Annotated in this window: 13 protein-coding genes; 7 read left to right on the top strand and 6 right to left on the bottom strand. The window is 45.1% G+C overall.

The genetic code is table 11. The features are described 5' to 3' along the window. Nucleotides 1-84: 84 nt before the first annotated feature. Nucleotides 85-444 (bottom strand): YraN family protein, encoded by a 360-nt coding sequence (locus tag HYN59_RS05295; RefSeq protein ID WP_108777275.1) that lies wholly within the window; start codon nt 442-444, stop codon nt 85-87. Further along, complete coding sequence (locus HYN59_RS05290; protein ID WP_108777274.1) at nt 444-1403, bottom strand: S66 peptidase family protein; 960 nt, start codon at nt 1401-1403, stop codon at nt 444-446. The genes HYN59_RS05295 and HYN59_RS05290 overlap by 1 nt, the downstream gene beginning before the upstream one ends. 100 nt (nt 1404-1503) lie before the next feature. On the opposite strand from HYN59_RS05290, the gene HYN59_RS05285 reads away from it, so the two are divergent. Further along, nucleotides 1504-2808, top strand: a complete 1305-nt coding sequence (locus tag HYN59_RS05285) for a hypothetical protein (RefSeq protein WP_108777273.1) — start codon at nt 1504-1506, stop codon at nt 2806-2808. A 15-nt stretch (nt 2809-2823) separates the two neighbouring features. Here the strand turns inward: HYN59_RS05285 and HYN59_RS05280 are convergent, their stop codons facing one another. Next, nucleotides 2824-4005 (bottom strand): OmpA family protein, encoded by a 1182-nt coding sequence (locus tag HYN59_RS05280; protein WP_108777272.1) that lies wholly within the window; start codon nt 4003-4005, stop codon nt 2824-2826. A 420-nt stretch (nt 4006-4425) separates the two neighbouring features. Here HYN59_RS05280 and metG point away from each other — a divergent pair, with 420 nt between their 5' ends. From metG to HYN59_RS05255, 5 genes are all read left to right on the top strand, one after another. Continuing rightward, a complete protein-coding gene (gene metG / locus HYN59_RS05275; RefSeq protein WP_108777271.1) occupies nt 4426-6525 on the top strand; it encodes a methionine--tRNA ligase in 2100 nt (699 codons plus the stop codon). 219 nt (nt 6526-6744) lie between these two features. Continuing rightward, entirely contained in the window at nt 6745-7371 is a 627-nt protein-coding gene (locus tag HYN59_RS05270) for a chloramphenicol acetyltransferase (RefSeq protein ID WP_108777270.1), read from the top strand. Nucleotides 7372-7434: 63 nt separating this feature from the next. Continuing rightward, nucleotides 7435-8823 carry a hypothetical protein gene (locus HYN59_RS05265; RefSeq protein ID WP_108777269.1) on the top strand — a complete coding sequence of 463 codons (1389 nt, stop codon included), beginning with the start codon at nt 7435-7437 and terminating at the stop codon, nt 8821-8823. Between the two features lie 19 nt (nt 8824-8842). Continuing rightward, nucleotides 8843-9154, top strand: coding sequence for a hypothetical protein (locus tag HYN59_RS05260; protein ID WP_108777268.1), 312 nt, complete (start codon nt 8843-8845; stop codon nt 9152-9154). 114 nt (nt 9155-9268) lie between these two features. Beyond that, complete coding sequence (locus tag HYN59_RS05255) at nt 9269-10168, top strand: histone deacetylase family protein (protein WP_108777267.1); 900 nt, start codon at nt 9269-9271, stop codon at nt 10166-10168. A 179-nt stretch (nt 10169-10347) separates the two neighbouring features. On the opposite strand, the gene HYN59_RS05250 is transcribed toward HYN59_RS05255, so the two are convergent. From HYN59_RS05250 to HYN59_RS05240, 3 genes are all read right to left on the bottom strand, one after another. Beyond that, nucleotides 10348-11268, bottom strand: coding sequence for a helix-turn-helix domain-containing protein (locus tag HYN59_RS05250; RefSeq protein WP_108777266.1), 921 nt, complete (start codon nt 11266-11268; stop codon nt 10348-10350). A gap of 236 nt (nt 11269-11504) precedes the next feature. Next, nucleotides 11505-12341, bottom strand: a complete 837-nt coding sequence (locus HYN59_RS05245; RefSeq protein ID WP_108777265.1) for an SDR family NAD(P)-dependent oxidoreductase — start codon at nt 12339-12341, stop codon at nt 11505-11507. Nucleotides 12342-12652: 311 nt separating this feature from the next. Continuing rightward, nucleotides 12653-12985, bottom strand: coding sequence for a single-stranded DNA-binding protein (locus HYN59_RS05240; RefSeq protein ID WP_108777264.1), 333 nt, complete (start codon nt 12983-12985; stop codon nt 12653-12655). Between the two features lie 207 nt (nt 12986-13192). Between HYN59_RS05240 and HYN59_RS05235 the strand changes: the two genes are divergently transcribed. Next, nucleotides 13193-13525, top strand: a complete 333-nt coding sequence (locus tag HYN59_RS05235; RefSeq protein WP_108777263.1) for a hypothetical protein — start codon at nt 13193-13195, stop codon at nt 13523-13525. Nucleotide 13526: the final 1 nt, after the last annotated feature.

The following is a 13526-nucleotide window of genomic DNA, read 5'->3' as shown; positions in this document are numbered from 1 at the left end:
ATTCAGATAGTTGTGTTTAGTTGTTTAGTCGTTGTTTGCACGCAAATATACAAACTAAAATAATTTTGTTAAATATTAAACAAACTAAAAATAAAAAAAAGCGTCTTCCAGATGCTCTATTTCAAAGGCAGTGTTATTTTTATGTATTGAAATTATATCGAAGCGCACTTCGCCATCGATGTCGTTCTGTTCTACGAACGCATCCACGGCCCTGACAAGCAGTTTTATCTTGGCAGGCTTAACGAATTCCTGCGGCAGCCCGAACTCGAGTGTAGAGCGTGTCTTTACCTCAACTATAGCCAACACATCACTTTTACACGCAATGATATCAATCTCTGCTTTTTGGTATACCCAGTTCCTCTGTAATATGGTGTACCCTGCTTTTTGCAGGAACTCAACAGCAAGGTCCTCGCCCAGCTTACCAAGGTCGTTATGCCCTGCCATTAATTGAAGGTAATTTTTGTCCCGGATGCCGTTACCTCAAGTGTGATTGTTTTACCCATGACCAGCGAGCGGTTGTCCTGGATGTGGCCTGCCGGAAAGTTAAAGCAGATGGGGATGTTGTATTCTTTGGTAATATCCTGGATAATATCCAGCGCATCATGGCCCCACGGGATGTCGTTATCGCGCATCTTAGTCATGCCCCCGATAATAATACCTTTTACATTTTTGAAATAATCGTTACGCTTCAGGTTCATCATCATACGATCTATGTGGTACAGGTATTCGTCGAGGTCTTCTATAAAGATGATCTTGCCTTTATAATCGGCTTCCGATGGCGAACCGATGATGCTGTAGAGCACCGAAAGGTTGCCGCCAATAATCTCTCCTGTCGCCTTGCCGGGTTTGTTGAACGGATGGGCAGGAATGTTATAAGATAGCTTTTCACCAAAGAGCGCCTTTCGGAAACTCTCAATAGCCTCGGGCGTGGCGCGGCCCACGCTTATGGCAACCATACCGTGCAGCGTGGCGATATCGAAGTTATTGATGTGGCTATGCAGTACTGTTGCATCGCTAAAGCCAATGAACCACTTCGGCTTCTTTTTGAATTTTGTAAAGTCGAGACGTTCAATTAGGCGTACGGTACCATAGCCGCCTTTGGCGCACCAGATGGCTTTTATGGCAGGGTTATCCATCATCTGCTGAAGATCGGTGGCACGCTGCCAGTCGGGGCCGGCGAGCTGGTTATCATCCAATCCTATGGTTTTACCAATGACCACGTGCAGTCCCCAGCTTTCCATGAGCTTTATTCCGGCAGCCAGTGGTGCCATATCTACTTTTCGGGCTGTAGCCAATATACCGATGGTATCGCCTTTTTTGAGGTATGGCGGGATTTTTACGGATTGGGCGAAAAGTGGGAGGTTGACGAGGGCGATCAGCAATAATAGAATTTTCCTGTACATATTGAATGGCTTATATGTACAAATATAATGAATCAGGTGTTAAGGTATGCTGAGTCCAAAAAACTAGTATATTTTGAGTATTTTTGAATAAAATCAATTTATGAATGTTGAAATTGAAAGCGACTATATCCTAAAATTACATTATGGCAGCGATGTACACAAACTGGCAATGGTAATGTGCAGAATGGATTGCAGCATTTATATCCTTGTAACCGATATGCCGACTGACAGCAGCCAGATCATTGAAACAGGATTATTTATCGAAGGCCCCCTTTTGCGTCGCATTATCGAAAATTTTGAGGGCCGCAAGGATTACACGAATAACTTCATCTCACTTAATCATAAAATCACGAGCATTACCCGACCTTATGACGGCCTTTTTTCGCGTAATGCCGATTATTACTCGATTACCAATCATACTGGCGAAGTAAAGACTTTTCATTTTATCTATCACTTGCTTTCCTTTGAGGCGGACTTTGAAAACAGCCGGTTTTTGCTTGAAGGGATTATAAACGATTTCACGATAAATTTGTCTACCATTGAGGAAAAATCAACACGTCAGGTTATGATATATGACCAACAGGGGTATTGCTATAGTAAAAAACTGGATATTGAATACAACCAGCAGTATAACGAACGCGATTATACCCGTTTTATAGATGAAAACAATATTATTTGTTATGACAGCGACCCTTATAGCTACAAATTACATATTTTAAATCTGGAAACAGGTAAAACGTTTGACATAGATATCGATGATGAGAATACCGGTAAAGAGAAAACGGAGTTCTATTATGAATACATACGAGAAATACAATTCAGGCAAAATCATTCGTTAGTTGCCTATACCTGCGACAATCCAACTTATGGCTGTACAGGCATACGTATTTTAAAAATTGATGCAGGGAAACCTTACGCTCAAAATATTTTCAGCTTTGATGCTTATGACCATAAGCCTTTAAATTTGCGTGAACCTGACGAAGTCAGAGAGACATTTCTTTTTTTAGCGATCGATATTAACCAAACAGGACAAAGGGCTGCCGTTATGCGATCAGCGTCAAAACAAAATACTGACTACAGTTATTCTACTTCTTATAGTATTTACATTTTTAATGTTCAGGATGGAAAAGCCCCTTTGAAAATTATTGATGCATGCTCCGATTCGTCCGAATTTGATTTTATATATTTTTTAACCGATGCTGTTGTCGTCGTGCGTTTTTATAGTGTATTCTCATTTTACGATATAGCTACTGGTGAAAATATCAAAAATATTCCATTCAAAAAATTCACCGGCTTCCACGTTTCCAAAAACTACCTTGTTTACATCGACAACAATTCCCTGTGTATGGTGTACGTAGATAAGGACGGGAAGGTTATAAAGTTGGATAATCCATTGAGAATGTAAATATTAATACTATTATTACCCCCTAAACTGCCTGCGCACCCATGCCCAAAAGCCTTTTTCTTCTACCGGCCGGGCTTTCTTGTCCAGGTAATAGCAGTGTGCAAGGCCATACTTATCGGAAGTATATTTCATCTTCCTTAATCGCGCCCTTATGGTTCTTGCCTTATTGCTTTTAGAATAGACTCCCGTAAATATCATATTACGCAGGTTGATGTTGCCATCGCCATCTGTTGTAAAGGCATATAAAGTGTCGTTTATTTTTGCCGAAAATGAAAGACTGTTCTTCCCATCGGTAACCGTCAGCTTATGGAAATTATACGGCCTGCTTGTGACAATATGGATTACCCTGCACTCGCTGTCGTTCACGCAACTGGCATCAAGGTTGATCTTTACGCAATTCTCCGTACCTACCGGCAAATTGAACATGTAGTATTTCCTTTCAGTATCTGATGTAATTTGGATCGAAGTGTTCTCCCATCGCAGGACGCCATCTTCTCCCCTTATCGTAAGCCATATGGACATGGCCCGGTTTATCTTCCGTTTTCCGTTTAAGGGCACTTTTACCGTATAAAATTTACCGGAAGGATCAAGATCTCCCTTATTAAAGCAGATTTCCATCATACCGCAGGTCCACAGCACATTATTGTTCACGTCCACAGCATTCATATTTCCTGCCAGCATGGTAGTGGAGTTATAGTATTCGCTTACGGTAACCGCGCCGGCCGACCCTTTTGCTACACTGGCGATTACAACAGTCCCTTCCGGGCCGGTGAACTCCTGCTGCTCGAAATTGCAGCCGGCAACAGATGGCGTGGCCTTATTCCCTTTTACGGTAATAATTGCCCTCCGCTGCCTTTCGGGTGCCGAAGGTTTTTTATCATGATAAATATTGCCGCCGGTCATCCCGACTGTTACACCTTTTGCTTCAAGATAATCTTTTGCAGCATTCGCCCTGTTAACTGCCAGTATTTTATTATACTCAAGCGTCCCGGAATCATCGGTATAGCCGATGCTGGAAATAGCTGTGCCGGTAAACTGCTTTGCGTATGGCGCCACACTATCGAGCGTTGCCTTAGCCTTATCAGAAAGTGCATAGTTGTCATGATCAAAATAGATGGTGAATGCCTTGATGGTTTCCTGCGCGTGAAGCTCTAGTCCCGCAATAAGCATCAATAGTAAGGGGAATAATTTTTTCATGTTAATTCTTTTTAAAGATAAATGTCCTGTTTCTTGTAGAGATGCGCTTTGTTATAAAAAGGGTTGGAATCTTATGGAGTAATTAAAAAATGAAGAGGGAGATTTTTACCTGGCCTCAAATATTTACTCAAGCCTGGTTATAATGAGTAGCATATCCGAGTGAAGCTGGGCCTTAAATTTTTCGCGTAAAAATCAAGGGAAGCTTCAGCGTCGGGAGAAGGAGAGCGACCCGCGAGCGAAGAACTTGTTCGAGCGGCTCGGGTCGCGATGGGAGAGCTTGCCGTAGATTTTAAGTGAAAAATTTGGAGCCTTGAATTTTTGGTTCTTTTGTTTCAAGACAAAAGAACAATTGCTGTAATTGGCAGCAAAACAAACAACCCATATATTTCGTACTTTTGCATCTTTAAATCCGATACACAAATGTTACAAGACCCGAAACGATATACTGTTACCGCAGCGCTGCCTTACACCAACGGCCCCATACACATCGGCCACCTGGCAGGCGTATATGTCCCTTCCGATATTTATTCGCGTTTCCTCAGGTTGCAGGGCAAGGATGTTGCCTTCATCTGCGGGAGCGACGAGCACGGCGTGGCCATCTCTATGAAAGCCAAGAAGGAAGGCATCACCCCGCAGGAAGTGATCGATAAATACCATGCGATCATCAAGCAGAGTTTCGCGGATTTTGGCATTTCGTTCGATAATTATTCGCGCACTTCGGCAAAGATCCACCACGATACGGCTTCGGAGTTTTTTAAAAAATTATACGATAAAGGCGATTTCATCGAGGAAGTGACCGAGCAGCTGTATGATGAGGAAGCGCACCAGTTCCTGGCCGACCGTTTCGTAATAGGCACCTGCCCTAAATGCGGCAACGAGGAAGCCTATGGTGACCAGTGCGAACGCTGCGGGTCGACCCTGAATGCAACCGACCTCATTAACCCGAAATCGACCATATCAGGAAGCAAACCGGTATTGAAGGAGACCAAACACTGGTTCCTTCCATTGGACAGATATGATGCATTCCTTCGCGAATGGATACTGATAGGCCACGAAAAAGACTGGAAATCAAATGTTTTCGGCCAGGTGAAATCATGGTTGGATGACGGACTAAAACCACGTGCTGTAACCCGCGACCTCGACTGGGGCATACCGGTCCCGGTAGAAGGCGCTGAAGGTAAGGTGCTGTATGTATGGTTCGATGCGCCTATCGGGTACATCTCTTCAACCAAAGAATGGGCACAGCGTGAAGGCAAGGACTGGGAACCGTACTGGAAAAGCGACGATACCAAGCTGGTACATTTTATCGGGAAGGATAACATCGTGTTCCATTGTGTGATATTCCCGGCGATGCTGAAGGCTGAGGGTTCCTATATACTGCCGGACAATGTTCCTGCCAATGAGTTCCTGAACCTTGAGGGCAACAAGCTGTCTACCTCCAAAAACTGGGCGGTATGGCTGCACGAATACCTTCAGGATTTTCCGGGCAAGCAGGATGTGCTGCGCTATGCACTGACATCGAACGCACCGGAAACCAAAGACAACGATTTTACATGGAAAGATTTCCAGGCCCGCAATAACAATGAGCTGGTAGCCGTTTTTGGCAATTTCATCAACCGCGTTGTAGTCCTTACCAATAAATACTACCAAGGTGTGGTGCCACAGCCTAACGAATATACCGATGTGGATGAAGCCACGCTAACCGAAATGCGTGCTTACCCTGCCGTTATAGCGAGTTCGGTAGAGCGTTACCGTTTCCGTGAAGCGTTGGGTGAGCTGATGAACCTGGCCCGCCTTGGCAACAAATACCTGGCCGACGAAGAGCCATGGAAAGTGATAAAGACAGATCCGGCACGTGTACAGACACAAATGTATGTAGCGCTGCAGATCGCGGCTGCATTGTCTGTACTGAGCGAGCCGTTCCTGCCGTTTACTGCCGCTAAGCTGAAGACCATGCTTGGCGTACCGGATGTCACTTCGAGCGCAGTCGAGAAGGCGAGCGCAACCGGGAAGCTTTCATGGAACGACATTTCCCTCAAAACCGACCTGCTTCCTGCAGGTAGCCAAATAGGGCAGGCAGAACTGCTTTTTGCCAAAATAGAAGACGACGAAATACAAAAACAAGTGGATAAACTGGAAGCTACAAAAACCACAAACGCTGCCGAGAACAAACAGGCCGAGCCGCAAAAAGAACTGATCACTTATGAGGATTTTGCCAAGATGGACATCCGTACGGGAACTATCCTGGAAGCGGAAAAAATGCCGAAAGCCAACAAGCTTTTGGTACTAAAAGTGGATACCGGTATCGACGTGCGTACCATTGTTTCGGGCATTGCAGAAAGTTTTACGCCTGAAGAAGTAGTTGGCAAGCGCGTTACTGTACTGGTTAACCTTGCCCCGCGTGCACTTCGCGGCGTAGAAAGCCAGGGCATGATACTGATGACCCAGAACAGCGAAGGCAAACTGGTTTTCGTAAACCCGGATACTGATGGTGTTGGGAATGGGGAAGTGATACGCTAAAACTGTCGGAGGCCGGATGCTGCATGGCAATACGATGTAGAGGCGTTGCACTGCAACGTCTCAGAAGGTTTTCCATTTCGAACGGAGCTTGCGGAGAGAGAAATCTCAAAACAAGAGCGGTTAAGAGATTCTTCCTTCGTCAGAATGACAAACGCCTGAAATTATATAATAACAATACAAAGCCGCACCTCACCGTGTGGCTTTTCATTACAATATACCATGAAAACTAAACTCAACCTCTCCACCTGGCCCCGCAAAGAGCACTTCGGGTTCTTCAGTCAATTTGAGGAGCCGTTCTTCGGGCTGGTGGCGACTATCGACTGCACCAAAGGCTATGCTTCGGCGAAAGCCAAGAATGTATCCTTCTTTATATACTATCTTCATAAAGTCCTGGCGGCAGTGAACAACGTGGAGGAATTCCGATACCGTATTTCGGGGAATGAGGTAGTTGTGTACGACCGTGTGGATGCCTCGGCAACGCTTACAAGAGAAGATAATACCTTCGGATTTTCGCTGATGGAATTCAACCCCGAAATTGAAGTGTTTTCGGCGAATTCCAAAGCAGAAATAGAACGTGTGCGTAACACGACGGGATTGTTCACAAGGGAATTCGATAATGACAATATCATCCACTTTTCGGCAATCCCGTGGGTGGACTTTACGTCGCTGTCGCATGCGCGGAGTTTTACATTTCCCGACAGCTGCCCTAAAATATCGGTTGGCAAAATGACGGAGAAAGACGGCCGGAAGTCGATGCCTGTATCGGTACACGTACACCACGGCCTGATGGATGGCTACCATGTTGGCCTGTTTTTTGATGCGCTGCAAAGGGAAATGGATAATTAACATTCCCACACATTGCCGTGATCGTAAAAAGCAGTAATTTGTGTGGTGCTAAAGCTTCGGCACATGAAAAAGATATTTACTGTTTTATGTATGCTGGCCTTGTACGCAGGGCAGGCACAAGTCCCATTATTTTCAACGCCCCTCGACCTTAAACGCGGCACCGATCAGCAACAGTCACTGGCGGCCACGGATACTGCGTATTCGCAATTCGCTGTTTTTATTTCGGATAAAGAATCGCTGAAGGCATTGCGGCTGAACGGCGCACTGTTCTTTAAAGACAGCCTTACCACAACACGCCCCGTTAAGGACTACGACTTTATGCCCGGCTACAGCTTTACCGATGGTAAGCCCGCCGTGTACTGGGCATCGCGGAACCTGAAAAAGCTACAGGGCGTTTACTTCGATTTTGCGAACAGGGTTGTGGGCCGGGCGAATTTCGAAATGCCTTATGCCGAAGATGAGGAGGTACTAACTACATTCTCCGAATACGAAGCTTTTTATATCGTAACGCTGCCCCATGGAAAAGAAGAGCTGAAATGCTACATTTTCAGCAATGGCACGTATACCACCAAAACTATTGACTTTTCGGCTTTATCCTTCACCGATGCGAAAAGCAAAAAAACCACGCTGAATAACCTTATCGGGGACTATCCGCTGCAAAAAATAGAGACTAATGGATTTACCGACCTCCCTACCTCCAGCCAGAAAATAAAGCTGTATGCGCTGAAGGATTCCTTCTTGCTGACGCTGGACCACAATCCCGGTTACACCCAGATACTCACGATTGATAATGCCAACTATACAGTTACATCGCGGGTATTTACACATTCGGTACTTGCCGACAGCGCCGATGCCAATTCGTTTTACCTTGACGGAAAACTGTACCAGATAAAACTTAACAACGAGGAGATGGCAATGACGGCGACCAGTCTTTCTAATACTTCCGACAGCAAAAATTACCATGTGACCGCAGAAGAGGCTATTGATTTTAAGAATTCGCCGCTGCTGTCGCAAACAGGCAGTAACCGTCCGGACGAGTTGAAGGATACCAAAAAATTCCTTCGGAGGGCGGGTTTCTCGGGGGCTGCTATATCAGTGTACCGTACACCCGATGATATTTTGATTACGGCAGGAGGCGTGCGGACGATAATGCCGGCAGGTGATGTGATACTCGGGGCCGCCGGGCTGCTGCTGACCGGCGGAGGTAACCTGTTTGAAGGCGGCGAATTGCAGGTGAATTATTTTGAAAGCCTTTTTGACGATAACTTTAACCACCGCCCTTATGTAATGCCGGCACTGGCAATAGACTATATTGGCCGTTTTATGGGAGGGAACCGGAACCTTACGCTACAAACGGTAACACCATTTAAAGGTTCCTATATACTTGGTTTTTATGATACTAAAACCAAGCGCTATCTGTTAAGGAAATTCGACGATGATTTTGCGTATTGATCACCTTAATTGAAGTTTTATGAAACGTTCTTCTTTCCTTTTTACTTTAGCTATTGTCTGCCTCGTAATCGTGCTGGCCGATCTGTTCCTGTGGTTTTCGGTTACAGGAGATACTGCTACATTTGAAGAATCGAAACAGCAGTACCTCAGCTATTATCCCGATTCGATGCAAAATGCGAGGCTGCTCACTGTTATTTCTATTTTACTGCTCACGGCAGCGGGCTTCATTTTCCTGAACGCTTCCAAAACAAGGTCACTTAAAATGGTAGCGGCGCTGTTGGGATTGGTATCTGCAGTACTACTGATGTGGAAGATATTTTCGCTGATGTAATTACCAATTTTTAATTTCACGCAAAGCCGCAAAGCTATACGTAGACTACTACGTTACTGGAAATAAATATTATTTTATTATAAGTCCATCTATCTTTGCAAGAAAACCGATTGCATGCTGCCTATTGCCTTCCACCCTATTTACAAACACCCTTTGCCGGAAGGCCACCGCTTCCCGATGATAAAATATGAGCTGCTGCCCCAGCAATTGCTGCACGAGGGCACGGCTGTTGAAAGCGATTTCCACGCGCCGGGCATGCCGGATATGAAGCATGTGCTGGCTGTGCATGATAAGAATTATGTTGATGATTTGCTCAATCTCACGCTTGACCCGAGGGCTGTACGCAAAATAGGATTTCCTCTTTCTGCTGAACTTATAGAACGCGAACTGCGCATCGCACAAGGAACGATCTTGGGCTGTAAAAAGGCTTTGGAAACCGGTATTGCCTTCAACATTGCCGGCGGTACACACCATGCCTACAGCGCCCACGGCGAGGCATTTTGTTTGTTGAACGACCAGGCAATTGGGACGCAGTACCTTTTGGATAATACTCTTGCAAAGAAAATCCTGATCGTCGACCTTGATGTACACCAGGGCAACGGCACGGCTGAGATATTTATAGATAATAAAAATGTCTTTACCTTCTCCATGCATGGGAAAAGCAATTACCCTTTCCATAAAGAAACTTCCGACCTGGATATCGCTTTGCCCGATAACACAGGCGATGAGGAATACCTTTCCATTCTAACAGAAACACTTCCGAATCTTATTGCTACCGAAAAGCCTGACTTTATTTTTTACCTCAGCGGGGTGGATATATTGGCAACGGACAAGCTGGGAAAACTGGGCTGCACCATAAACGGATGCAAAGAGCGCGATAGCTTTGTTATGTCACTTTGCCATAAATTAGGCATTCCGGTGCAATGCAGCATGGGTGGGGGTTATAGCCCGGATATAAAAACCATTATTGAGGCGCATGCGAATACATATCGTGTAGCGAAGGGGTTGTATTGATTATATTCAGAAGGATTTATCGACAGTCCCTGAAGACACACCCCTAACCCCTCTCAAGAGGGGAAGAGCTTCACTCATGCCGACAGGCATTTCGTTATTAAGGATCTGAGTAGCAAGTCTGAGTGTTCCCCTCTTGAGAGGGGTTAGGGGTGTGTTCCTACTCATTAATTTTAAAATTTTTAATTAAAACTCCGCCTGAACTCTACAGGGGATAAGCTGGTTTTGGTCTTGAACAATTTGCTGAACGACTGCGGGTGTTCGAAACCCAGGTCATAGGCAATTTCGCTGACGGATAATTCTGTTGTAGATAATTTTTCCTTTGCCTTGTCGATAAGCTTGCCGTGTATATGCTGCTGTGCATTCTGCCCGGTAAGCGACCGCAGCATGTCGCTAAGGTAGCTGGAGGATATGTGCAGCCTGTCGGCCAAATACTGCACGGTAGGGATGCCTTTGCCTGTTGATGCGTCACTGCCAAAGTATTCATCCAGAATTTCCTCCATGTCCTGCAGGAGTCCGTTGCTTACCGCCTTACGGGTTATGAATTGGCGTTTATAAAAACGGTTGGCATAGTTGAGTAGCAGCTCTATTTGTGAAATAACGACATCCTGGCTGAAATCGTCGAGCCTGCCGGTCAGCTCTTCTTCTATTATCGTGAAAATGGAAATAATGGTGGCTTTTTCCTTATCTGAAAGGTGCAATGCCTCGTTGGCAGAATAAGAAAAGAACCCGTACTGCTTTATCTTTTTTGCGAGAGAGTAGCCCAGTAAAAAATCGGGGTGTATGAGCAGCGTGTATTGCGCGCAAACGCCACCGTGCTTTTCGTCAGCGCCTATGATCTGGCCCGGCGCGGCAAAGAGGAGGCCGCCTTCGTCAAAGTCATAGTAATCCTGGCCATATTTTATCCGGCCGCTAAGGCGCGGTTTATATGATATTTTGTAAAAATGCAGTACGTGCGACTGTGGTACGGCAAGTTCTATTATATTGTTGCTTTCGGCGCCCAGTATCGTGATCAGCGGATGGTTGGGTTCCGGCAGGCCAAAAGTGCGTGCCGCCTCAGTAAGTGAGGTAAAATTATGCGGTGCCGTTGTATCTTTTTTCATCGTTGTATTCTTTATATAAAGATAACCGATAATGTTATTATTACCGGTTATTTTTTTGCTATGAATTACACTAATTCACAAATTTTGAAATCTTTAACCACATAGGCACATAGCATTTGTAACGGTTATGAAGTTTTAATTAAGTTCCACAGAGCCTGAAGCTTCGCTTCGCTATGCGGAATTATGTATCCTTAATCAAGGACTATAAAACCTATGTCCCTATGTGGTTAAGAAAATTACCCCTGGGCAGCGATCGCTATATCTTCCCAGGCTTCCCATTCCGCCATACGGTCGGCATAGGCGCCGCGTACCCAGGCGAGGTTGTTGCTGCCCAACGAAAGTCGCAATGGCGGGTTCTCTGTATCTACAGCTTTAAAGAGGCTGTCGGGCGTTGCAGCAGGGTTACCGCGCTCCATGTTTTGCAGGCTTTTGAAAAAGTTGGCTTTGAACCCGTCGTATATTTCCATAGACGGCGCAAACTTTAAAGATTCCGGTGTACCGAATTCGGTGGCGTACGCACCGGGCTCTATGATCGTCACTTTGACATTAAAATCTTTAACCTCCAGCGCAAGGCTCTCATGGATCGCTTCGAAGGCCCATTTTGAAGACGCGTAATATCCAATTACCGGGAGGGTTACATGTCCCAAATTGCTCGATGTGCCGAGTATGTGTCCGTAGCCCTGTTTCCTTAGTAACGGTAACGCAGCCTGAATTACAGTAACCGCACCAAAAATATTGGTATCGAACATAGCTTTTACCTCATCGGCAGGGGCTTCCTCTATGGTTCCCACAAGCGAGTAACCGGCGTTGTTAAGTACTACATCCAGCCTTCCGAAGTGCTCATAGGCTTTCTGCACCGTTTCTTTGGCCTGTGCGGCATTGGTAACATCCAATTCCAGCGTAAGCACGTTGTCGCCGTAAGTATCCTTAAGGGCAGCTATGCTACCCAGGTTGCGGGCTGTTGCCGCTACCTTATCGCCTCGTTTTAATGCTGCTTCGGCCCATATACGGCCAAATCCGCGTGATGCGCCTGTTATGAACCAAACTTTCCCTGATGTTGTTTTATCTGACATGATTTTGTTATTTAAAAATTATAATACAAAGGTCGGCAGGGAGGTTTGTTGGGATGTAGCCTAAACGGGTGGTTATGTAGGCTAAATGAGGATAGTGATTTTTTTTTGATATTACTCCTATCGGTTAGTCCTCACCCCCGGCCCCTCTCCCAAGGAGAGGGGAGCGAGACGTGCCGACAGTACGTGATATCAGGTAATTGTTTTCGATTTCTTTCCTTCAGGCGTTATAAATATATTATTAAAAAAAATAAAGGCTGCCCGTGCACAGGCAGCCTTTTGCAACAGGGGGACGATCCCCACCTTCCGCCCTGTTACTTACCAAACAGCAGCACGTCACTAACAACGACCTCGGTAATATAGCGTTTCTCGCCATTGGTGTCGTTGTAGCTGCGATGCGTCAGCTTGCCCTCTATGGCCAGCTCTTTACCCTTGGTAACATATTTCTCTATGATCGCCGCGGTCTTTCCCCAGGCGGTAACCGTATGCCACTGGGTATCGGTTATCCTTTCGCCTTTGTCGTTGGTGTAGCTTTCGTTGGTGGCCAGGGTGAGCCGTGCCAGCTTTTTACCTCCTTCAAAGGTTTTGATCTCCGGGTCGGACCCCGCGTTCCCTATCAGTTGTACTTTGTTCTTTAATGCGTTCATGGCGTGTAGTAATTAAATTGTTATCGTTATATTAGCATCAACTGAAGAAACCGTATCATAGTTTCAACGAGGCAAAGTTGCGGCAGGCACCAAACTTTATTCGGTTGTTAACTGTTTAAAATCGGTTGTAGTTATTTGTAAGCGTTTGTAAATGGGAAATTGAGTTCATTTCCATAAATTGCTATCTTTGAACCAAAATTAATTTCAATGAAAAAGTGGATTATGATTAATTACGATTTAGGTTTAAAAGGAGACTATCAAAACCTTTATAGATTTCTAGATAATCATGATGCTTTGGATTGCGGTAATAGTAATGCTGCATTAGAAATAGAAGTTTCAGAAGATAATTTTGATATAATTTATGAAGAAACAAAAGAACTGATTGAATCGGAAATAACCATTTCCAACAACGATAGATTATATTTAACCGTAACTGATAGTTCGTGTCAAATGCGTGGCAGATTCCTTTTTGGTACACGAAAAAGAGCTATTTGGGAAGGATATGGCAATAAGGAGACGTTTCAAGAGGATGTTTTCTAAT

It is taken from the genome of Flavobacterium album (assembly GCF_003096035.1).
GTDB classification, from domain to species: domain Bacteria; phylum Bacteroidota; class Bacteroidia; order Flavobacteriales; family Flavobacteriaceae; genus Flavobacterium; species Flavobacterium album.
The sequence above is the reverse complement of the archived record's forward strand: the minus strand, read 5'-3'. Positions and strand labels throughout refer to the sequence as shown.